This is a genomic window from Geobacillus uzenensis, assembly GCF_002217665.1.
In the GTDB taxonomy this organism is placed as follows: domain Bacteria; phylum Bacillota; class Bacilli; order Bacillales; family Anoxybacillaceae; genus Geobacillus; species Geobacillus subterraneus.
This window is the reverse complement of sequence record NZ_NEWL01000005.1, coordinates 402103-422965: the sequence shown is the minus strand read 5'-3', so window position 1 is coordinate 422965 and position 20863 is coordinate 402103. Positions and strand designations below refer to the sequence as shown.

General features: G+C 54.9%; 15 protein-coding genes. 7 read left to right on the top strand and 8 right to left on the bottom strand.

Annotated features, from left to right (window positions below; translation table 11 throughout):
- Positions 1–36 precede the first annotated feature (36 nt).
- The 4 genes from B9L21_RS07345 to narI are packed head-to-tail and all read left to right on the top strand — an operon-like array spanning position 37 to position 6493.
- Positions 37–3723, top strand: a complete 3687-nt coding sequence (locus B9L21_RS07345) for a nitrate reductase subunit alpha (protein ID WP_063165814.1) — start codon at positions 37–39, stop codon at positions 3721–3723.
- Positions 3713–5185 carry a nitrate reductase subunit beta gene (narH, locus tag B9L21_RS07340; RefSeq protein WP_063165813.1) on the top strand — a complete coding sequence of 491 codons (1473 nt, stop codon included), beginning with the start codon at positions 3713–3715 and terminating at the stop codon, positions 5183–5185. The genes B9L21_RS07345 and narH overlap by 11 nt, the downstream gene beginning before the upstream one ends.
- 52 nt (positions 5186–5237) lie before the next feature.
- Positions 5238–5813: a nitrate reductase molybdenum cofactor assembly chaperone gene (narJ, locus tag B9L21_RS07335; protein ID WP_063165812.1), complete on the top strand. Its 576-nt coding sequence runs from the start codon at positions 5238–5240 to the stop codon at positions 5811–5813.
- Positions 5789–6493, top strand: coding sequence for a respiratory nitrate reductase subunit gamma (narI, locus tag B9L21_RS07330; RefSeq protein WP_063165811.1), 705 nt, complete (start codon positions 5789–5791; stop codon positions 6491–6493). The genes narJ and narI overlap by 25 nt, the downstream gene beginning before the upstream one ends.
- Positions 6494–6709: 216 nt before the next feature.
- Here the strand turns inward: narI and B9L21_RS07325 are convergent, their stop codons facing one another.
- The 6 genes from B9L21_RS07325 to B9L21_RS07300 all read right to left on the bottom strand — a co-directional run bounded on the left by B9L21_RS07325 (position 6710) and on the right by B9L21_RS07300 (position 14815).
- A complete protein-coding gene (locus tag B9L21_RS07325; protein ID WP_063165810.1) occupies positions 6710–7237 on the bottom strand; it encodes a hemerythrin domain-containing protein in 528 nt (175 codons plus the stop codon).
- A gap of 141 nt (positions 7238–7378) precedes the next feature.
- Positions 7379–9673 (bottom strand): thiamine pyrophosphate-dependent enzyme, encoded by a 2295-nt coding sequence (locus B9L21_RS07320; protein WP_033010899.1) that lies wholly within the window; start codon positions 9671–9673, stop codon positions 7379–7381.
- Complete coding sequence (locus B9L21_RS07315; protein WP_172796415.1) at positions 9664–10680, bottom strand: 2-oxoacid:acceptor oxidoreductase family protein; 1017 nt, start codon at positions 10678–10680, stop codon at positions 9664–9666. Before B9L21_RS07315 ends, B9L21_RS07320 begins: the two co-directional genes overlap by 10 nt.
- A 186-nt stretch (positions 10681–10866) precedes the next feature.
- A complete protein-coding gene (locus tag B9L21_RS07310; RefSeq protein ID WP_063165809.1) occupies positions 10867–11661 on the bottom strand; it encodes a uroporphyrinogen-III synthase in 795 nt (264 codons plus the stop codon).
- A gap of 232 nt (positions 11662–11893) precedes the next feature.
- Entirely contained in the window at positions 11894–12142 is a 249-nt protein-coding gene (locus B9L21_RS07305) for a hypothetical protein (protein WP_063165808.1), read from the bottom strand.
- 306 nt (positions 12143–12448) lie between these two features.
- Positions 12449–14815, bottom strand: coding sequence for an immune inhibitor A domain-containing protein (locus B9L21_RS07300; RefSeq protein WP_063165807.1), 2367 nt, complete (start codon positions 14813–14815; stop codon positions 12449–12451).
- Between the two features lie 264 nt (positions 14816–15079).
- Here B9L21_RS07300 and B9L21_RS07295 point away from each other — a divergent pair, with 264 nt between their 5' ends.
- Positions 15080–16384, top strand: a complete 1305-nt coding sequence (locus tag B9L21_RS07295; protein WP_063165806.1) for an ATP-binding protein — start codon at positions 15080–15082, stop codon at positions 16382–16384.
- Positions 16385–16592: 208 nt separating this feature from the next.
- Complete coding sequence (gene map, locus B9L21_RS07290) at positions 16593–17342, top strand: type I methionyl aminopeptidase (RefSeq protein WP_063165805.1); 750 nt, start codon at positions 16593–16595, stop codon at positions 17340–17342.
- Positions 17343–17463: 121 nt separating this feature from the next.
- On the opposite strand, the gene B9L21_RS07285 is transcribed toward map, so the two are convergent.
- A complete protein-coding gene (locus B9L21_RS07285; protein ID WP_063165804.1) occupies positions 17464–17865 on the bottom strand; it encodes a secondary thiamine-phosphate synthase enzyme YjbQ in 402 nt (133 codons plus the stop codon).
- 88 nt (positions 17866–17953) lie between these two features.
- Between B9L21_RS07285 and B9L21_RS07280 the strand changes: the two genes are divergently transcribed.
- Positions 17954–18931, top strand: a complete 978-nt coding sequence (locus tag B9L21_RS07280) for an MBL fold metallo-hydrolase (protein ID WP_063165803.1) — start codon at positions 17954–17956, stop codon at positions 18929–18931.
- Positions 18932–18987: 56 nt separating this feature from the next.
- Here B9L21_RS07280 and B9L21_RS07275 read toward each other — a convergent pair whose 3' ends face one another.
- The gene (locus tag B9L21_RS07275) at positions 18988–20859 is read right to left on the bottom strand and encodes a fructose-specific PTS transporter subunit EIIC (RefSeq protein WP_063165802.1); all 1872 of its coding nucleotides are present in this window, start codon (positions 20857–20859) and stop codon (positions 18988–18990) included.
- Positions 20860–20863: the final 4 nt, after the last annotated feature.

Sequence of the window (20863 nt, the reverse complement as noted above, 5' to 3'; positions counted from 1 at the left end):
GTTAAAAGTACACAACGCTAATAAGGAGTGAAGCAAATGAAACGAAAACGATCCCCTCTTGCCAACCGTTTCAAATATATTCGGCCGATCGAGCGCCAAGCCGACGGCCATAGCGAAACAACCTACGGCGACCGCGCCTGGGAAGACGCGTACCGCCGCCGCTGGCAGCACGACAAAGTTGTCCGCTCGACCCATGGCGTCAACTGCACGGGATCGTGCAGCTGGAACATTTACGTCAAAAACGGCATCGTCACCTGGGAAGGACAGCAGCTCGACTATCCGTCGACCGGGCCGGATATGCCGGATTTTGAACCGCGCGGCTGCCCGCGCGGCGCGAGCTTCTCATGGTATATGTACAGCCCGCTGCGCGTCAAATACCCGTATGTCCGCGGCATCTTGCTTGACATGTGGCGCGAGGCGCTCTCCCATCATCCAAACAACCCGCTTGAGGCGTGGAAAAGCATCGTTGAAGACCGCGAAAAAGCGAAGCGCTACAAACAGGCGCGCGGGAAGGGCGGATTCGTGCGCGTCAGCTGGGATGAAGCATTGACGCTTGTCGCCGCTTCTTTATTGTATACGGTCGTCAAATACGGCCCGGACCGCAACGTCGGCTTCTCCCCGATTCCAGCCATGTCGATGGTCAGCCATGCCGCTGGGGCGCGGTTTATGCAGCTGATGGGCGGCCCGATATTAAGCTTTTATGATTGGTACGCCGACTTGCCGCCGGCATCGCCGCAAATTTGGGGCGACCAAACGGACGTGCCGGAATCGAGCGACTGGTACAACGCCGGCTACATCATCACGTGGGGCTCAAACGTCCCGCTCACCCGAACGCCGGACGCCCACTTTTTAGCGGAAGTGCGCTACCGCGGCACGAAAGTCGTGTCCGTCAGCCCGGATTACGCCGAGTCGACGAAATTTGCCGACGATTGGCTGTCGGTGAAACAAGGAACGGACGGCGCTTTAGCGATGGCGATGGGGCACGTCATTTTAAACGAATATTATGTCAAACGGACTGTCCCGTATTTTGAACAATATGCGAAAACATACACCGATTTTCCATTTGTCGTCACGTTAAAACAAGACGGTGGCGCATGGACGGCCGGCCGCTTCTTATTGGCGAAAGATCTTGGCAAACAAACGGGAAACGCCGAATGGAAACCGGTCATCTATGACGAGAACACCGGCACGTTTGCCGTGCCGAACGGAACGATCGGCACGCGCTGGGAAGACAAAGGAAAATGGAACTTGCACCTTGTTGATGAGGAAACGAAACAGCCGCTTGAGCCGCGCCTGTCGTTTTTAGGAAGCGAAGATGAGGTCATGTCGATAAAGCTTCCGTATTTCACCGCTGAGGGCGGAAAAACGATCGAACGCGCGGTCCCGGTGAAAAAAGTGCACACCGAAGCGGGCGACGTTTATGTCACGACCGTCTATGACTTGATTTTGGCCAACTACGGCATCGACCGCGGCATCGGCGGTGTCGTTGCCCGCTCGTATGATGACGAGGTGCCGTTCACCCCGGCGTGGCAAGAAGCGATCACCGGCGTCGACCGCGAACTCGTCGTGAAAATCGCCCGTGAGTTTGCCGACAACGCGATCGACACAAACGGCCGGTCGATGATCATCGTCGGCGCCGGGATCAACCATTGGTTCAACTCCGATACGATTTACCGCGCCGTCTTGAACCTTGTCTTGTTCGTCGGCGCCCAAGGGGTGAATGGCGGCGGTTGGGCCCATTACGTCGGGCAAGAAAAGCTGCGCCCGGCGGAAGGATGGCAGACGATCGCCACTGCTCGCGACTGGGTCGGACCGGCGAAATTGCAAAACGGCACGTCATTCTTTTACTTTGCGACCGACCAATGGCGCTATGAAGAGCGGCCGGTCGATGAGCTCATCTCACCGCTGGCCAAAAAAGCGCGCTATTCACACCCTGGCGATTACAACGTCTTGGCCGCGCGGCTTGGCTGGCTGCCGTCGTACCCGACGTTTAACAAAAACGGCATCGAGCTGTACAACGAAGCAGTAAGCCATGGAGCCCGCACGCCGGAAGAGATCGGCGCCTATGTTGCGAAACAGCTGAAAAAGAAAGAATTGCAGTTTGCGATCGAAGATCCGGACAACGAGGCGAATTTTCCGCGCAACTTGATCGTCTGGCGCGCCAACTTAATCTCAAGCTCCGGCAAAGGGCACGAATACTTCTTAAAACATTTGCTTGGCACGACGAACGGCTTGTTAAACGATGACCGCAACAGCCTGCGCCCGGAAGAAATCCGCTGGCGCGATGAAGCGCCGGAAGGCAAGCTCGATCTGCTTGTCAACCTGGACTTCCGCATGGCCGGCACCGCGCTCTACTCCGATGTCGTCCTGCCGGCAGCGACATGGTATGAAAAACATGACTTAAGCAGCACGGATATGCATCCGTTCGTCCATCCGTTCAATCCAGCCGTGCCTCCGCTCTGGGAAGCGCGCTCGGACTGGGATATTTTCAAATCACTTGCGAAAGCCGTATCTGATGTCGCCAAACAAGCCGGCTTAAAGCCGATGAAAGAAGTCGTCGCCACTCCGCTGTTGCACGATACGGCGCAAGAGCTGGCGCAGCCGTTCGGTGAAGTGAAAGACTGGAGCAAAGGCGAAACTGAACCGATTCCGGGCAAAACGATGCCGAACATTCATGTCATCGAGCGCGACTATACGCTCATTTACGATCAAATGACCGCCCTGGGTCCGAACGTCGCCCGCCAGCCGATCGGCACAAAAGGGATTGCCTGGTCAGCGAAAGACGAGTATGAACAGTTGAAACGCCGGCTCGGCACTGTCCGGCGCGCTTCCATCGCCGACGGCTGCCCGGATATCAGCGAAGCGAAAAAAGCGGCTGAAGCGATTTTGACGCTGTCATCAACTACAAACGGCAAAATGGCGGTGAAAGCGTGGGAGGCGCTTGAGAAAAAGACGGATTTGAAATTGGCCGATTTAGCGAAAGAACGCGAGGAAGAATGCTTTACGTTTGAACAAATCACCGCCCAGCCGAAAACGGTCATCACCTCGCCGGCGTTCAGCGGCTCGGAAAAAGGCGGGCGGCGCTACTCGCCGTTTACGACGAACGTCGAACGGCTCATCCCGTGGCGGACGTTGACCGGCCGGCAGTCGTTTTACATCGATCATGAACTGATGCGCGAGTTTGGCGAAACGATGGCGACGTTCAAGCCGATGTTGCCGCACCGTCCGTTTTCAAACAAACGCCCGAAAGAAAACGGAAAGGAAGTCATCTTGAACTATTTGACGCCGCATAACAAATGGTCGATCCACAGCATGTATTTCGACTCCTTGCCGATGTTGACGCTGTTCCGCGGCGGGCCGACCGTGTGGATGAACAAAGATGATGCGGCCGAAGCCGGCATCAACGACAACGACTGGATTGAATGTTTCAACGAAAACGGCGTCGTCGTCGCCCGCGCCGTCGTCTCGCACCGGCTGCCGCGCGGCATGGCGTTTATGCACCACGCGCAAGACCGCCATATTAACGTGCCGGGCACGAAGCTGACGAACAACCGCGGCGGCACGCACAACAGCCCGACACGCATCCATGTGAAACCGACGCATATGATCGGCGGATACGCGCAATTAAGCTACGGATTCAACTATTACGGACCGACGGGCAACCAACGCGACTTGTTCGTTGTCATCCGCAAATTAGAGGAGGTTGATTGGCTTGAAGATTAAAGCGCAAGTCGGCATGGTCATGAACTTGGATAAATGCATCGGCTGCCACACGTGCAGCGTCACATGCAAAAACACGTGGACGAACCGTCCCGGTGCGGAATATATGTACTTTAACAACGTCGAAACAAAGCCGGGGATCGGCTATCCGAAACAGTGGGAAGACCAAGAGAAATATAAAGGCGGCTGGGAGTTAAAAGACGGCGAATTGCGGCTAAAGTCCGGCTCAAAAGCGATGCGGCTCGTCAACTTGTTCTACAACCCGTACCAGCCGACGATCGATGATTACTACGAACCGTGGAACTACGACTACGAAACATTGACGAACAGCCCGCAAAAACGGCATCAGCCGGTCGCCCGGCCGAAATCGTCCATCACCGGCGAATGGATGGAAGTATCGTGGGGGCCGAACTGGGAAGACGACCTGGCCGGCGCCCATATCACCGGTTTGCGTGATCCGAACGTTGTCAAAATGGAGCAGGTGATCCAAGCGGAATTTGAGGATGTCTTTATGATGTATTTGCCGCGCATTTGCGAACATTGCCTCAATCCGTCATGCGTATCGAGCTGCCCGTCGGGCGCCATGTACAAACGCGACGAGGACGGCATCGTCCTCGTCGACCAAAACGCCTGCCGCGCTTGGCGGTATTGCGTCACGAGCTGCCCGTACAAAAAAGTATATTTCAACTGGCAAACGAACAAAGCGGAAAAATGTACGCTCTGTTTCCCGCGCATCGAAGCCGGCCTGCCGACCATTTGCTCGGAAACGTGCGTCGGCCGCATCCGCTACATCGGCGTCATGCTGTATGATGCGGATCAAGTAAAAGAAGCGGCGAGCGTCGCCGATGAGAAACAGCTGTACCATGCCCAACTGGATATTTTCCTTGACCCGAACGATCCGACTGTCATCGCTGAGGCGAAAAAAGCCGGCATCCCGGATGAATGGATTGCCGCGGCGCAGCGCTCGCCGATTTACAAAATGATCGTCGACTGGAAAATCGCTTTGCCGCTGCATCCGGAATACCGGACGCTGCCAATGGTATGGTACATTCCGCCGCTGAGCCCGATCATGAATACGATCGAAGGAAAAGGAAGCCAAGCGAGCGCCGATGACATCTTCCCGGCCATTGATGAAATGCGCATTCCGATCGAATATTTGGCGAATTTGCTGACGGCGGGCGATACGGCGCACATCCGCACGACATTGAAAAAAATGGCGGCGATGCGTTCGTATATGCGGGCGAAACAAACGAACAAACAGCCGGACATCCGCCTCATTGAGTCGCTCGGCTTAAGCCGTGAAGACATTGAAGAGATGTACCGTTTGCTCGCGATTGCCAAATACGAAGACCGCTTCGTCATTCCGGCATCGCATCGCGAGGAAGTCGCTGACCTCTACGCCGAACAAGGCAGCTGCGGGCTTGCATTTGCCGGCGGTCCAGGCGCCTGCGGCACGCTTTCATGAGGGCGGGGCCATGCCCCCCTTCCCCTTACACAACAAAAATGGAGGATGCACGATGAACAGCGAACAACGGCAAATTGTCTTTTTATGTGTGTCCTATCTGTTGTCCTATCCGGACGAACAGTGGGCTGAATCGCTTCCCGACTGCCTCGAGGCCATCCGTTCGCTCGAGGATGAAACCGTCCGTACGCCGCTTTTGGCAGTGGCCGAACAGCTTGCGGCCACCTCGGCTCGAGAGCGGATGGAGCAATATGTCGAAACATTTGATTTCGGCAAAAAAACGAATTTGTATCTTACGTATATGACAAACGGTGAACAACGCGAGCGCGGAATCGAGCTCGTCGCCTTAAAAGCGCGCTACGAGGCGGCCGGATTCGCCGTCTCCGACCGCGAGCTGCCCGACTACTTGCCGCTCATGCTCGAATTTCTCGCCTATGCGGAGGAGCCTCATGCCATTTCCTTGCTCGCCGATTATGCCGGCCATATCCGCGAAATCGGCGAGCGGTTGGCAGCCGCCGGCAGCCCGTACGTACAGCTATTTGAAACGCTCGACGTTACCTTTATCCAACTCGGCGTCACGCCGATCCCGAAAGGAAGTGCAACGGCATGGTTAGCCAATTTCTCTGGGTGATCGTTCCTTATTTGTCGCTTGTGCTCTTTATCGCCGGCCATGTTTGGCGCTACCAGCGCGATCAGTTCGGCTGGACATCCAAATCAAGCGAACTGCTCGAAAAACGGCAATTGCGCCTTGGAAGCCTTCTCTTCCACTGGGGCATTTTGTTCGTCTTCGTCGGCCACGTGATGGGCATTCTCATTCCGGAACCGTTTTACACGGCGTTAGGCGTTACGGAGGAGATGTACCACGTCATCGCCTTGGCGGGCGGCATTCCGGCTGGTTTGGCGGCCTTCGTTGGTTTAGTGATCCTGTTCCGCCGCCGCCTCACGGTAAAGCGCGTGCGGGCGACAAGCAGCACCGGCGATTGGGTTGCTCTTGGATTTTTGCTCGCTGTCATCGCCAGCGGGCTGTCATCAACGTTTCTGAACATCGATTCGCACGGGTTTGATTACCGGACGACGATCGGCCCGTGGTTTCGCGGCCTTCTTACATTCCGTCCGAACCCAGCTTATATGGAAACGGTGCCGCTTTGGTTTCAAATTCATATTCTCGCTGCATTCGGTTTGTTCGCTGTCTGGCCGTTCACCCGCCTCGTTCACGTGTTCAGCTTTCCGCTCCGCTACTTGCAGCGCAGCTACGTCGTCTATCGGAAGCGAATGCCAAAACAAGCAGAGCCGTTCAACCGCGCCAAATAAGCGAGCGGCGTGCGTCACATCAGGAACCCTAAACTGAACAGGCGGGGGCAAACCGATTGCCTAACAGCCGGCCTGTCAACTTTAACGGCGGCGGAAACGAAACAACGTGCGCTTCCGCATATCCTAACGATCATGCATAACAACCTGCCAATAAATGAACCAATAATAAAAAACAGGATGCCCGTCGTTTGGGGCATCCTGTTTTCCATTTGTTACTTAGTTAATGCGCGCAAACAGCTCTTCTTTCTCCGCATCGGACAACAGCCGCTCGGCCATCGGGAAGAGCACGTTCTCCTCTTTCATGAAGTGCTCATCCAAAATGTGATGCGCCTCGATGACCGCGCCGGCAAGCATCAACGCCTGTCTGCTGTCGATGTTCTCCGGCAGCTGGGCGGTCTTTTCTAAAAACATGGAAAGGCGCGCTTTCGCCTGTTCGTGTTCGTATTCCATGACGGCAATAGGGCCGGTCGTCCGCCCGATGTACCGAGCCATCATCGGGAACAATACGCCTTCTTCCCGCTCCGAATGCGGATCTAGAGCGGCGACGAACGATTCAACTTTTTCTCTCAAATCAGCGAGCGGCTCGCGCCAGTTGCGGTCATCTGTCCCTTGGCCGATCGCTTCCGCTGTGGCAAGCAGCTGCTCCATTTGGACGCGCAGCGGGCCGTGTTCTTGTTTTAATTGCGCCAGTCCGGCGCATAGTTTCACCCCTTCAGGGCCGCCCATATGGCAAAATGAATGCATCATCGATTCCTCCTTTTTATGATCCGTCCGTTGTTTCCATTATACTGTGTGCAGCATCTCCATCGTTGTGAGTCATATCACACCGCCGACAGGGAAGCGCAAAAAAAAACAGCACGCGCGCGGCGTGCTGCAGTAATCCTTTTATAGATACGGATGTTCATGCTTCGCTTTTAAGATCGTCCATCTTCGTTCGACTTCCTCCTCCAACTCGCGCAACAAATCTTCGTTTTCTTTTCGGAGCAAATGTTTCGTTTTTCCCATATATTTCAGCCATTCCCTCAACGGGACGCGGCGTCCTTTCGCCTCCGGGTCGTACGTGATCGTCGTTTTCCCCCGTTCGACTTCGTACAGCGGGAAAAAGCACGAATTCACCGCCGCCTGCAAAATGGTTTCCCCGTACCGTTCTTCTGACTTCCAGTTAAGCGGACAAGTAATGAGCAGCTTGCCGTACACCGTTCCTTCATGCTGTGCATACCATTGCGCTTTCGCTGCTTTTTTCACCAAATCTTGCGGAAACGCTTCCGTTCCGGTGAAGACGTACGGGATGTTCGTCGCTGCCATGATTTGCGGCGTATCTTTATGATGGAACGATTTTCCGCGCTGTCCTTTCCCGACCCCGGTCGTCGTGGTCATATGTCCCATTGGGGTCGAGTACGACATTTGCGCCCCGGTGTTCATATAGCCTTCATTGTCGTATTCAATGATGATCAGCTTATGGTTGCGCAGCGCCGCCCCGATAGCCGACCCCATGCCGATGTCCATCCCGCCGTCGCCGGTGACCATGACAAACGTGACATCATCCGAGACGTCAAGCTCGCCGCGCCGCTTCAGTTCAAAGAACGCTTCGACCATGCCGGAGAGCGTGGCCGCCCCGTTTTGGAACAAATTGTGCACCATCGTTTGTTTATGCGAGCTGTACGGATACGCGGCGGAAACGACATACGCGCACCCGGTTTGGAACAAGACGACGATATCGCCTTCAATTCCTTTGAAAAACAGCTCGAGCCCCGGGAAAATACCGCATCCCGGGCATGCCCCGTGCCCTGGGGCGAGCCGCTTCGGCTTGGCCGTCAACGCCCGCAGCGGCGGGATTTTAACGTTTAGCCGTTTCGTTTTGTCGTCGACCGTCACGTGGATGAGCCCGCTGCGAAACGCATCGCCATGAAGCGGTTCAAGCAGCCGTTTCGGTTGCCGTTCAAGACGTCCGGGGACGTGGCCGAAATAATCAAACGTTTTTTCCGCTTTTCCTTTTTCCATCGCATCAATGGCCATCCGGAACAACGCTTCGGCATCTTCGGCGTAAAAATCTTTGCCGCCAAGGCCGTAAACGCGGCTTAATACGATCGTTTGATTGTTTTGGTCTTCCTGCAGCGCCGCTTTCACTTCATGCGTCATGTTCGCCCCGTGCGCCCCGTACGAATCGGCCCGCTCGCCGATCAACAGCGCTTTCACATGTTTCAGCGCCTGGCGGATCTCCTCGGCCGGAAACGGACGAATGATGTTCGGGCTGATGACGCCCGCCTTCACCCCTTGTTTACGCAGACGATCAGCTACATCTTTCGCTGTCTCTGCTGCGGAGTTGAGCAAAAACAGCGCCACTTCGGCATCTTCCATCCGGTATAAATCGAGCGGCTCATAGCGGCGCCCCGACCATGCTTCATATTCCGCGGCCACCTGCCGGAACACATCGCCAGCCCGGTACAAAGCAACGGACTGTTGATAATGGTTGTTGATCAAATCATCCCCGCCCATATGCGCCCCGATCGTCACAGGCCGTTTCGGATCAGCCGCTGTCGGGAACCCTTCTTTGCGCGGGCCGATGAACCCCTGCACCGTTTCCCGATCGCGAAAATAATGTACTTTCCGTTTTTGGTGCGAGGTGAAAAACCCGTCGTACGCGATGATGACCGGCAGGCGGACGTCCTCATGCTCGGCGATTTTGAGCGCCATGACGTTCATATCGTAAACCGCTTGCGGCGTGCGGGCCAGCAGCACGACCCAGCCGGTGTTGAGCGTAAAATACAAATCGGAATGGTCGCCGTGAATATCAAGCGGGCCGCTGACCGAGCGGGTGACGAGATTCAGCACCATCGGAAAACGGGTGCCTGATTGCACCGGCAGCTGTTCAAGCATGTACATCAGCCCGTTGGCGCTCGTGGCGTTCAGCACGCGCGCCCCCATGAGCGACGCGCCGTAGCAAATCCCCGCTGAACCGTGCTCGCCATCTGCTGGAATGAGCTTCGTTTCATGCTCGCCCCGCCCTTTCATTTGATCGAGCAGCTGGGCGATTTCCGTTGACGGCGTGATCGGGAAGTAGCCCATAATGTGATAGTTAATTTGGCTCGCCGCTAACGCCGCCATTTCATTGCCGGAGGCAAACGTCGTCTCTTGCACCGCTCGGTTGGTCATCTCAATATCTTTTTCAATCATTGCCATGCTTCCATTCCCCCTTTCATGAACGAAAACGAATGTTTCAACGAATGCGCTTCGGCGAACCCGGGCGTTTCCCGTTCGGCCACAAGCGCAGCTGTCGGACACGCTTCAACACATTTTAAACAGCCTTTGCAATATTGATAGTCAATGCCGGCTAAAAACATCTGTTTGCGCCCTTTTTTGTCCACCCGTTCCTCCCAGACGAAGCAAAGGTCGGGACAGACGTTGTCACAGGCGACGCAATGAATGCATTTATCGGCTTCCCAACGCGGCAAAAACCCCTGCCGGGAACCGCTTACATTTTTCAACAAACTATTTCCGCCAGCGACAATAACCCCACCGATCAGCTGCGTTTCATAGCCAAATCGAGGAGCCGGGCGGACGAACGTTCTTTCCTCCGCCGGAGCGGGAACTGTTTGAATGTGCACTTCCTCATACCCGCGACGAAAAGCACGAAGATTCGCTTCGACGAGATGCGGCGCTTTTGTGGCGAACGTCTGGCGAATCACCACCTCCATCGCTTCCGGTTGGATGAAGGGACAAACACGCAACAGCGCTCCTATCATCGGCGTATTGATTTTCACCTGTTCCTCAACGGCGATGCCGAGCGCATCGACTGTCACTAACGTCCCGTAAGGAAGGCGCAAGTCGCGGCGAATGTCATCAAATCCGCGCGTTGAGTTGACGACTACCGTCCCGTCAGCGACAAGGCCGCTCGTCACATCGACCATTTTAGCGAGCGCCTCGTGAAACACACCGATGACGTGCGGGGTGGCAATCGGGCTATGGTCGCGAATTTCAATCTGCGGCTCGCAAAAGCGGATAAAGCTTTTGACCGGTGTTCCTTTTTTCTCGGAACCGTACGAGGAAAAGTTTGCCCCATTCAGTCCCGACCATAACACTCCGGCCTCAGCGAGCATTTTTCCCGCCAAGTTTGCCCCGAGCCCGCCGATCGACTCAAGGCGGATCTCAAAAAAGCCTTGCTCATTTGTTTTTGGCAGCATCGTCATCCCCTCCCATATGCAAAATACATCCCCAGTTTTATTATAAGCGGAAAACGTTCGAAAAACTGTGACAAAAAACAAACAGTTTAGCATTTTTGATGAAACACATAATATAAAACAGTTAACGACAAGATGAGTTCTTATATAACAGACGGGACAGTTGATATAAAACAAAAAAGCCCCCAACGGGGCTTATTGTTGAAAATAACGGGCAAGCGTCACAATCATCGCTCCCATCCGCTCATGTTCCGGAGCAATGACGCGGCTGACTCCTTCTTCCTCGAGCGCTTCTTGCGTCACTTTACCGACAGCGCAAGCGACGACATCGGTGCGGAACGCCTCAAGCAGCGGGGTGATGTCTTGTTTCTCGCGGGCAAACGAAAAGAAAAAACGGACTTGCATCGCCGATGTAAAACAGACGGCGTCGACCTCACGCCCGATGATTTCTCTGTATAGCGTCTCGAGCGTCTCCCGATCCGGGGCGACATGCCGGTACGGGAACAGTTGTGTATACGATGCGCCGCGCGCAAGGAAAAATTGCTTTAAGGCCGGCGCGGTATCGCCGTACAGCTGCGCAACGACTTTCTTGCCGGCAAAGTCGTGCGCACCAAGGGCGCGGATCAGCCCTTTCGTCGTTCCGTCCTCGCTCGCTGTCATCGGGATGACGCCGGCTTTTTTTAAGACCGCCACTGTTTTATAGCCGCGGGCGGCAACGTTCGTTTCTTGGACCGTTTGTGTCCACTCAGCAGCCATCCCTTCTCTTTCAGCCGCTTCCCAAAGCGCCTCGGCTCCGATGCCGGTCGTAAACACGATCCAGTCCGGCCGCATCGCGATGACCGCCCGCATTTCTTCCCCCAGTTCTTTCCCTTTGGCGAATACCGTTCCCTGTGCCGGACGGATGACGGCCGTTCCTCCTTGCTTTTCAATCAGGGCTGTCATCTCGTCCAACTTGCGCGAAGCACATAAGGCAATCCGTTTGCCGCGCATGTTCTTTCCTCCTAATCGTCGGTATCTGTCCCTTCCATTCTAAAAGATCGCTCCATCCCGCGCAACAAAAACGGAAAGGCACCGCCTAGCAAACACCGCCGCCAATACCGGCGGCCAACACGTTTCTGCTCACCGAAATGGTAGCTGCAGCTGCCAGAACATCCGCTCCAGTGCTGCCAATAGCATAAGCTACACCATAAAAAACGCGCCCCTAAAGGCGCGTGTTACCGTCTTAGCGAGTATGTACAGTGGCTTCCTCTCCCCGGCGGTCAAACGAGCCGGTGATGCGCGTCGGCTGCACAGAGATGATCCCATCTAGCGGGATGTTCATCAACCGCATTTGCCGGTTGTAAACGAACAGTTTGCGCGCTTCCTGGTACAACTTGACCGGCAACACGACCGCTTCCCCTTGCGCTGTTTGCACGCGCACTGGCTGCTTTTGGGCAATCCACACCGAAAGCTGCTGGCACAATTCCTTCATTCATTCGCTCCCCCTTCTCATCCATTCCTACTTATGATTATAAAAGGAAAAGACGGAAAAAGGAGTGAAGAAAAATCAACAAATTCGACGAATGAATGACAAATGATGTCGAGAACTATTGCTCAACGTTTCACCAACGTTTTCCGCCTTCGATCAACCGAACGCTATTTTCGTTTTCCCTACATTAGCTAAAAACCTTCTGTTGTTTGCGAAAGGAGCGAGATAAAAACTTCCGGAATAGTTCAGTGCGCATCTGCACAAAACAGGTGCCCCGTTGCCTTCGGGACACCCGTTTTGCGCTTCGCATCAGCGGTAAATCAATACGCGCGCCGCAGTGCGGTCGGCGCTTTCACCGACGACGCGGATTTTCAAGCCGTACCCCGGCACGTTCCGTCCGGCATCAACGGCTCCTTTATTGTGGTACGATCGGCTGTCATCAAAAACCGTCAGCGGCGATGTGTCGTTGTCGATCAGTTGCGAGCCGTCAATTTTAACGCGGAACGGCGCACCTTTTTGCAAACTGAACGCCGCATCATGCACTTGATAGCGCGTCGAGGCCACCGTATTGCCCGACCATTTCAACGCGTGTTGATCAGCGTCCACAACGCCGAGGAACCCTTCGCCCGGATGGATGCCCGTCCAGTTGTTGTCATATGACTCATCGACATACCAGACAACAAGGCCCGGGTCGTACGACAGCAGTTGATCGCCGCGCAAAATATGGGCCAATCCTTCATCGACGCCGCGATGATTGCGCCACTCAAGCAAGTAGTAATGTTTCGAGCGCAGCGTGCCGTCGCTTTTCGCAAAACCGTCCAACGCGAAGGCGCTCTCGCTCTCCGCTCCGTCCGTAAGTACGGCCGTTTTGTCCGCCGTCACTTGAATATTGTCAATATACCAGCCGGCTTCCGATACATACGCATCGGTGACATAACGGAAACGCAGCTCAACCGTTTGGCCTGCGTACGCTGACAAATCAAATTCGGCTTTCACCCAGCCGTCTGATGTGCCGGTAATGCCGTCGCCCGGATTTTGCCCGTTCGGGTTGTCGGTCGTTGTAAGATTTCCTGAAACAGTGACCCATTGGCCTGAACCTTGCTCCTTCACTTCCACCGCGCCGTAATCCCAATCTTTCTCAATGGCGTACCATGTATCAAACGTCAATACCGCTTGTGATGCGCCGGTCAAATCAATCGTCGTGGACATAGAGCTGTTCAAATCGTTCCCCTTGCCGGAGAAGTACGCATAGGCGCCGGCAGCCGGAGAAGCGATGACGGTTTTCTTGTCCGGCAAGTTGATGCGCACCGCATCGTTGTTTGTCCCTTTTGTATTGGCTTCATCCAATACTACCTCTACCCCTTTTTCCGTCACTTCATCCCATTCGACGGTCGTTCCGTGCAGCCAGTTGCTTCCCGGCATAGTTGACTGCAAAAACTGTTTCGCCCAGGCGCTGAAGCCGGTCGGCTCGGTGCCCGGAATGCGCCCCGCCCAGCTGCCGCTCGACATGATGGACCAGTACGCAATCGGTTCGCCCAATCCGGAGTAAATCGTATCGTATTCATCCGGCAGCCCCAAATCATGGCCGTATTCGTGGGCAAACACTCCCGCCGCCCCATCAGCCGGCTCGACCGTATAGTCATAGGCCGCCAGTTGGCCGCGCCAATACGGCACCTCAGCCGTCGTGTTCGGAATGCGGTATACCGATCCTAAATTCCAACGGTGCGACCAAATGGCATCGCCGCCAAGCGAACCGCCGCCCGCCTCTTCACCGACACTCGAGTGGATGATCATTAAATGGTCGATCAAGCCGTCCGGCTCACGGTAGTTGCCGTCGCCGTCCAAATCGTACCGATCCTCCTGGTCAAACTCGCGCAAGTTAATGGACGGATCGTTGGCTGCCGCCGCGAGCGCTTCACGCACAAGCGCGCGCGGGTTCGCGTCGTTCCCGTCCGGCGCCGGCACATTGGTGCCGTAATAGCTGGCAGGGTGCTGGGCTTTGTACCAGCCGGCAACCTTTCCTTCGATAGAATAGCTGCCGCCCGATTGCTCTTCATAATACTTTTTCACCGAGATGAGCTTTTCACCGTTCGGTCCTTCATAATAGCCGTCATCGCCGCCAAAAATCATGTCCTCATAGTGCTCGCGTGTATAGTCTTCGTAATACATGTCTGTTTCATTTGGCTGGATGCTGTTGTGCGGAAAATCCGGATATTCGATGAGCAAAACGAGCACCCGGTCGACCCGTTTGTCTCCGTTCCACGGCTCCGGTTGGACAGACGGCACGGAAGTTGCTTTCGATTGGCCGAGTTTTTTCCCTTTCCCATTCAGCACGCCGTTTGCCTGCTGTTGATCTTGCAATGCTTTGGCCCGCTTCTTCTCGTTTTCGTACAGTTCTCCCTTCTCCCGCGGCATGTGGGCCGCCTTTTGCCGCAAATACTCGCGCACCGCCTGCTCCGCCTCCACCGGAGTCGCATTGGCGCGAAGCGTTCCGTTTCGTTTTAACATCTCCGCCAGCTTTTCTTCGTTGACAATCGCGAAATCGAACGGCCCGCCTTGCTTCGCCGCCGGAATCGCCGCCGCGCTGGCCGCTTGCGGCGCTTTTGCCGGCGCTGCCCATAGCCCGATTCCGAGCGACAACGCCGCCGTCAATGAGAGAATAGACCGTTTTTTCAAAAAGACTCTCCCCCAATCAAAATTTTAGTAGAATTCTATATAATTAAAATATTATACAATATCTAGCAAAATGAAAGAGAATTTTTTCACAGACACAAAATAGTTCTTTTTACCTACCGTTGTCGAAAAAACAAGATTTATATCAAAAAAAGGCTATGAATTCTGCCTTAACATCCCGGGCACTTTCCGGTTACAATGTAATATATTCGCAGTTTTTGTAGAAATTCGTGCTGTGCAGCTGACGATGGGAGAGAAGGTGTCGCGATGCTTAGTATTTTCAAAGATTTTTTACTCAACTTATTTTTTATTCTCCTGCCGGTGTTTCTCGTCCCGTTTTGGACGGAACAAGAAAAAGGACCGAGGCGCCTCCGCCTTTATTTGCCGACCGTCTGCTACGCTGTCGTGATCGTCCTATGCATCACTCTTCCGGTCGGCGCAGAAAGCAACTTGATTTTCGATTTGCGGCAAATCCCACTTTGGCTCGGCAGCTTGTATGGCGGATCAGGAGCGGCGGCATGCCTAGCGATCGTCACCATTGCTTATCGCTCTTTATTTGGGGGGATCGGCATCTTGATCACCGCCGTCGTTTCCATCGCCATCGCAGCAGCAAGCCGTTTATTGACTAAAACGTTTGCGCAGCTGCCAGCTAAACAACGAACGTTGCTAGCGACATTGCTCAGCTTCGCTTCCGGCCTGTTGACGGTCGCCATGGCAGGGTGGATGGCTCCCTTCGATCGTCCCCCGCTTTCCGTCTCGCTTATTTTTTTGCTTGTGCAGCCAGCAAGCATGTTTATCGTTTGCGCTTTTCGAGAGATGGTGCACCATAATATCGCGTTGCGCAAACGGATTATTCGTGCCGAGAAGATGGAAGCGGTCACCCATTTGGCGGCCTCGATCTCTCATGAAATCCGTAATCCGCTCACCGCGGCCCGCGGGTTTATCCAGCTGATTGAAGAGCAGCCGCTCGCCGCTGATAAACGGCGCCAATATGCGCGCATCGCCATGGAAGAGCTCGACCGGGCGGAAGCGATCATTACCGATTATTTGACGTTCGCGAAACCCGCGCCGGAAACGCCGGAAAAACTGAACGTCAAGCTCGAAATCGAACGGGTCGTCGACATCATCCGTCCGCTTGCCAATATGAATTGCGTTGATATGAAGACAACGCTTGCCCCTTTTTCGGTCATCGGCGAGCGCGAAAAATTCCGCCAATGTTTGCTCAATGTCATAAAAAACGCCATTGAAGCGATGCCAAACGGCGGGACGTTGCAAATATACGTCTCGATCGACAATGGTCGCGTGCTCATTCGCATCGCCGACACCGGCGTCGGCATGACGAAAGAACAGCTGGAACGGCTGGGCGAGCCGTACTTTACAACGAAAGGAATCAAAGGCACCGGCCTTGGAATGATGGTTGTGTACCGCATCATTGAATCGATGAACGGCACGATTCGAATCGAAAGCGAAATACATAAAGGAACGACGGTATCGATTTATTTGCCGCTCGCTCCGTCCCCGTCCCCTTCTCCGATTTCCGATAAGGAAAAACAGCTGTTTGCCGCGCTGTAAGCATGATTGGAAGCAGCCGTAAAGACTCCCCTTTTCGTTGAAAGCAGGACGGCAAAAGGAGGATAATCGTTATCAAAAAAAGGATGCCTTCGTTTTTTCGGGCATCCTTTTCATCTCTTCGCTTGTTTCGCCGCGGTTTATCAACGCCGCTGTTTTTGTTACAATACTATAGGAATGGAAACACATCGAGAGAAAAGGAGACGTTGGCATGATTCACGTCAAAACAGAACGGGAAATTCAATTGATGCGCGAGGCTGGGAAGCTGCTCGCTGCCTGCCATCAAGAAATCGCCAAACGCATCGGACCGGGGGTGACCACTATGGAGATCGACCGGTTCGTCGAGACATTTTTGGCCAAATACGGAGCCAAGCCGGAACAAAAAGGATACCGCGGCTATCCGTACGCCACATGCGCTTCGGTGAACGATGAAATTTGCCACGGATTTCCGCGCAACGAACCGCTCAAGGAAGGCGATATCGTCACGATCGATTTTGTCGTCAACTGGCGCGGGGCACTCGCCGATTCCGCTTGGACGTACGCCATCGGCGACGTCGGCAAAGACGTGCAAAAACTGTTGGAAGTGACAGAAGAATCGTTGTATAAAGGAATTGAACAGGCCGTCCTCGGCAACCGGATCGGCGATATCGGCCATGCCATTCAAACGTACGTCGAATCGCACGGGTTTTCCGTCGTCCGCGATTTCACCGGGCACGGCATCGGTCCGACAATTCACGAAGAACCGTACATCCCCCATTTTGGTGAAAAAGGAAAAGGAATGCGCCTAAAAGAAGGGATGGTCATTACGATCGAACCGATGGTGAACATGGGAGCTTGGCAAAGCAAAATGGACGCAAACGGCTGGACGGCGCGAACCATCGACGGCTCGTACTCAGCGCAATATGAACATACGATTGCCATTACAAAAAACGGACCGCTCATTTTAACGACACCGGCGTAACGGTAACCCCCGGACAAAACACTTTGTCCGGGGGTTATCTATAATGGTCCCAAACTTCTTGCTAACCTACCTATCGTCTCTCCGCCTTATCCTTTTTGTTTACATAATACAATTATGGTTGCTAGCCTGCGATCACTTTCACATACAACGTCCGCTGGCGCGGCCCATCGTATTCACAAAAATACACACCTTGCCAGCGCCCAAGCAGCAGTCGGCCTTCGTGAATAATGACGTGCTGCGACGCGCCAACCGTGCTCGCTTTCATATGAGCGGCCGTGTTTCCTTCCATATGGCGATCAAGCGGATGCTCCCACGGATACGTTTCATCAAAACGGCGCATCATGTCGCGCTTGACATCAGGGTCAGCGTTTTCGTTAATCGTGATTCCTGCCGTCGTGTGCGGACAATAGACGATCGCCACTCCCTCTTCTACGTTAGACTGGCGCACTGTTTCCTCGACAAATGAAGTAATCTCAATCATTTCATCCCGCTTCGCCGTGCGGATCGTAAAGGAACGAAGCATCGATTCCACCACCTGAACAAAGATTTTGTACCGGAAAGCAATGTTTGCTACTCTAATTATAGCGCAAACAAACAAGGGGAGAAAAACGATGCCGAAACGGTACGAAAATTTAGATAACGTATCGACGCAAAAAACGTGGGCCGATTTTCGCCGCTGGCAGCAGGAACGGAAACAAAAGCAAAAAGACTTGTCGTACGTCGTACCGCACGCCGTGCCGCCGCAATGGAACCGGCTTCATCACCCGAACGGACGGCCGCAGCTTTGTTGGATCGGCCATTCGACGTTCGTCGTGCAAATGAACGGCATCACGATCGTCACCGATCCCGTCTGGGCGAAGCGGATGGGAACGGCCAAACGCCTGTCAGCCCCAGGCGTACCGCTTGAGGAGATGCCATCGGTTGACGCCGTTTTGATCTCCCACGGCCATTATGACCATTTGCATTTCGGCAGCCTCCGCCGCTTGCCCGGTGATCCGCATGTATTCGTTCCGGTCGGCCTCGGCCGCCTGCTCCGCCGCCGCGGCTGCCGTCATGTCACCGAATTGTCATGGTGGGAGACGGCCTCCTTTCACGGCGTATCGCTCACGTTTGTTCCCGCCCAACATTGGACGCGGCGAACGCTTTGGGATACGAATACGTCGCACTGGGGCGGGTGGGTCATTGAAGCAGACGGCGCACCGACGGTTTATTTTGCTGGCGACAGCGGCTATTTCCGCGGCTTTCGCGACATCGGCGAGCGGTTTTCGGTCGACTATGCCCTCCTGCCGATCGGCGCGTATGAGCCGGAATGGTTTATGGGACCGCAGCACACGACGCCGGAAGAGGCGGTGCAGGCATTCCTTGACTGCCGCGCCCGTCTGTTTGTCCCGATGCATTACGGGGCGTTCCGCCTCGCCGACGATACGCCGAAAGAAGCACTCGACCGCCTACGGGCCGAGTGGCGGCGGCGCGGGTTGGACGATGCCCGCCTGCTTTGCCTGAAGCTTGGCGAGGTGACGGACATCTCCGCCCAACTAGCCGCAAGCGGGGGATGCAGACGTGCTGAATCGGGCGGAAACAAGCCATAAAACCCGCCGCTCCGACAGGCAAAAAGCGCTCCGCTGCCCGCGGAACGCTTTTTCTCTTATTCTTTCACTTCTTTTTTCCACAGCCCGATCATCAGTGCCGTGACGATGGAGCCGATCAAAATGGCAAGGATGTAAAGCCATGCGCTTCCTTTGACGATCGGGATGACGAAAATGCCGCCGTGCGGCGCCGGAAGTCCGATGCCAAACAGCATCGTCAGCGCCCCGGCTACAGCTGAGCCGACGATAATCGACGGAATGACCCGCACCGGATCGGCCGCCGCAAACGGAATCGCCCCTTCCGTGATGAACGAAGCCCCCATAATATAGCACGTTTTGCCGGCCTCGCGCTCGGCTTTCGTAAACTTCTTCTTGAAGAATGTCGTCGCCAGTGCCAATCCGAGCGGCGGCACCATCCCGCCGGCCATAATGGCCGCATGCGGCGCATAGTTGCCGGCGTCGATCATGGCGATTCCGAACGTAAACGCTGCTTTGTTAATCGGACCGCCCATATCGACTGCCATCATGCCGCCTAACACCACGCCAAGCAGCACTAAGTTCGCCGTTCCCATACCTTCGAGCCAATGTTTCAACCCTTCATTCAGCGCTTTCACCGGATCGATGACAATATACATCATAATCATGCCAGTCAGGAAAATGCCGAACAGCGGATACAACAGCACCGGTTTAATGCCTTCTAACGACTGCGGCAGGCGGCTGAACAGTTTCCGTAATCCGACGACCAAATACCCGGCTAGGAAACCAGCAATCAATCCGCCGAGGAAACCAGCGCCGCCGTTGGCCGCCATAAAGCCGCCGACCATCCCCGGCGCAAATCCCGGCCGGTCAGCGATGCTCATCGCGATAAACGCGGCAAGCACGGGAATCATTAAGGCGAACGCATTGCCGCCGCCGATATCCATCAACGCTTTGGCAAACGGATGGTACGACGGGTCGTTGGGGTCGAACGCTTTAATGCCGAAAGTGAAGGAAAGCGCGATCAAAATCCCGCCGCCGACAACGAACGGAAGCATATTCGAAACACCGTTCATCAAATGTTTGTAAAAACCGGTGCGCGGCTTCACCGCTCCCGCACCGCCCCGCGAAGCGCCGCTCGCCCGGTAAATCGGCGCATCTTGGCGCAGCGCCTGCTCAATGAGCGTTTCCGGCTGGCGGATCGCCTGTGCAACCGGCACTTGGATCACGTGTTTGCCGTCAAAGCGGTCCATTTCGACTTGTTTATCGGCCGCGACAATGATCGCCGCAGCTTCTTCAATCTCTTGTGCGGTGAGGGCATTTTTCACCCCGTCAGAGCCGTTTGTCTCCACTTTGATCGTCACGCCCATTTCCGCCGCTTTCGCCTTCAGCGCATCGGCAGCCATATACGTATGGGCAATCCCGGTCGGGCAAGCGGTAACGGCGAGCACTTTCCGCCCACCGCCAGTCGGTGCGGCCTGCGACGACGGCGCTTCCTCTTCGCTTTCTTTTGCCGCCAGCAAACGAACGACTTCCTCTTCGCTTGAAGCGTTTTCAAGCTCGGCGCGGAACGATGCATCCATCAGCATCGAAGACAATCGGGCCAACGCTTGCAAATGCGTCTGCTCCCCTCCTTCTGGCGCGGCGATCATGAAAAACAAATGGCTTGGCTTGCCATCGAGCGACTCATAATCAATGCCTTCCACGGAACGGCCGAACGCCACGGCCGGGCGCTTGACCGCCGCCGTTTTGGCGTGCGGAATGGCGATGCCATCCCCGACGCCGGTCGTGCTTTGCTTTTCGCGCGCCCATATGGCTTGTTTGAACGTCTCGACATCGCCGATCGCTCCCGCCTCAGCGAGCTTCGCCGCCAGCTCATCAATCACTTCGCTCTTTGTCTTCGCCTGAAGCTCAAGAATGACCGTTTCTTTTGTCAACAAATCGGTGATTTTCATTTGT

Coding starts and splice junctions, on each gene's coding strand:
- B9L21_RS07275 (WP_063165802.1), bottom strand. CDS start 20,859: ATGAAAATCACCGATTTGTTGACAAAAGAAACGGTCATTCTTGAGCTT.
- B9L21_RS07325 (WP_063165810.1), bottom strand. CDS start 7,237: ATGCATTCATTTTGCCATATGGGCGGCCCTGAAGGGGTGAAACTATGC.
- narJ (WP_063165812.1), top strand. CDS start 5,238: ATGAACAGCGAACAACGGCAAATTGTCTTTTTATGTGTGTCCTATCTG.
- B9L21_RS07280 (WP_063165803.1), top strand. CDS start 17,954: ATGCCGAAACGGTACGAAAATTTAGATAACGTATCGACGCAAAAAACG.
- B9L21_RS07320 (WP_033010899.1), bottom strand. CDS start 9,673: ATGGCAATGATTGAAAAAGATATTGAGATGACCAACCGAGCGGTGCAA.
- B9L21_RS07285 (WP_063165804.1), bottom strand. CDS start 17,865: ATGCTTCGTTCCTTTACGATCCGCACGGCGAAGCGGGATGAAATGATT.
- B9L21_RS07305 (WP_063165808.1), bottom strand. CDS start 12,142: ATGAAGGAATTGTGCCAGCAGCTTTCGGTGTGGATTGCCCAAAAGCAG.
- B9L21_RS07310 (WP_063165809.1), bottom strand. CDS start 11,661: ATGCGCGGCAAACGGATTGCCTTATGTGCTTCGCGCAAGTTGGACGAG.
- B9L21_RS07315 (WP_172796415.1), bottom strand. CDS start 10,680: ATGACGATGCTGCCAAAAACAAATGAGCAAGGCTTTTTTGAGATCCGC.
- B9L21_RS07345 (WP_063165814.1), top strand. CDS start 37: ATGAAACGAAAACGATCCCCTCTTGCCAACCGTTTCAAATATATTCGG.
- narI (WP_063165811.1), top strand. CDS start 5,789: ATGGTTAGCCAATTTCTCTGGGTGATCGTTCCTTATTTGTCGCTTGTG.
- map (WP_063165805.1), top strand. CDS start 16,593: ATGATTCACGTCAAAACAGAACGGGAAATTCAATTGATGCGCGAGGCT.
- B9L21_RS07295 (WP_063165806.1), top strand. CDS start 15,080: ATGCTTAGTATTTTCAAAGATTTTTTACTCAACTTATTTTTTATTCTC.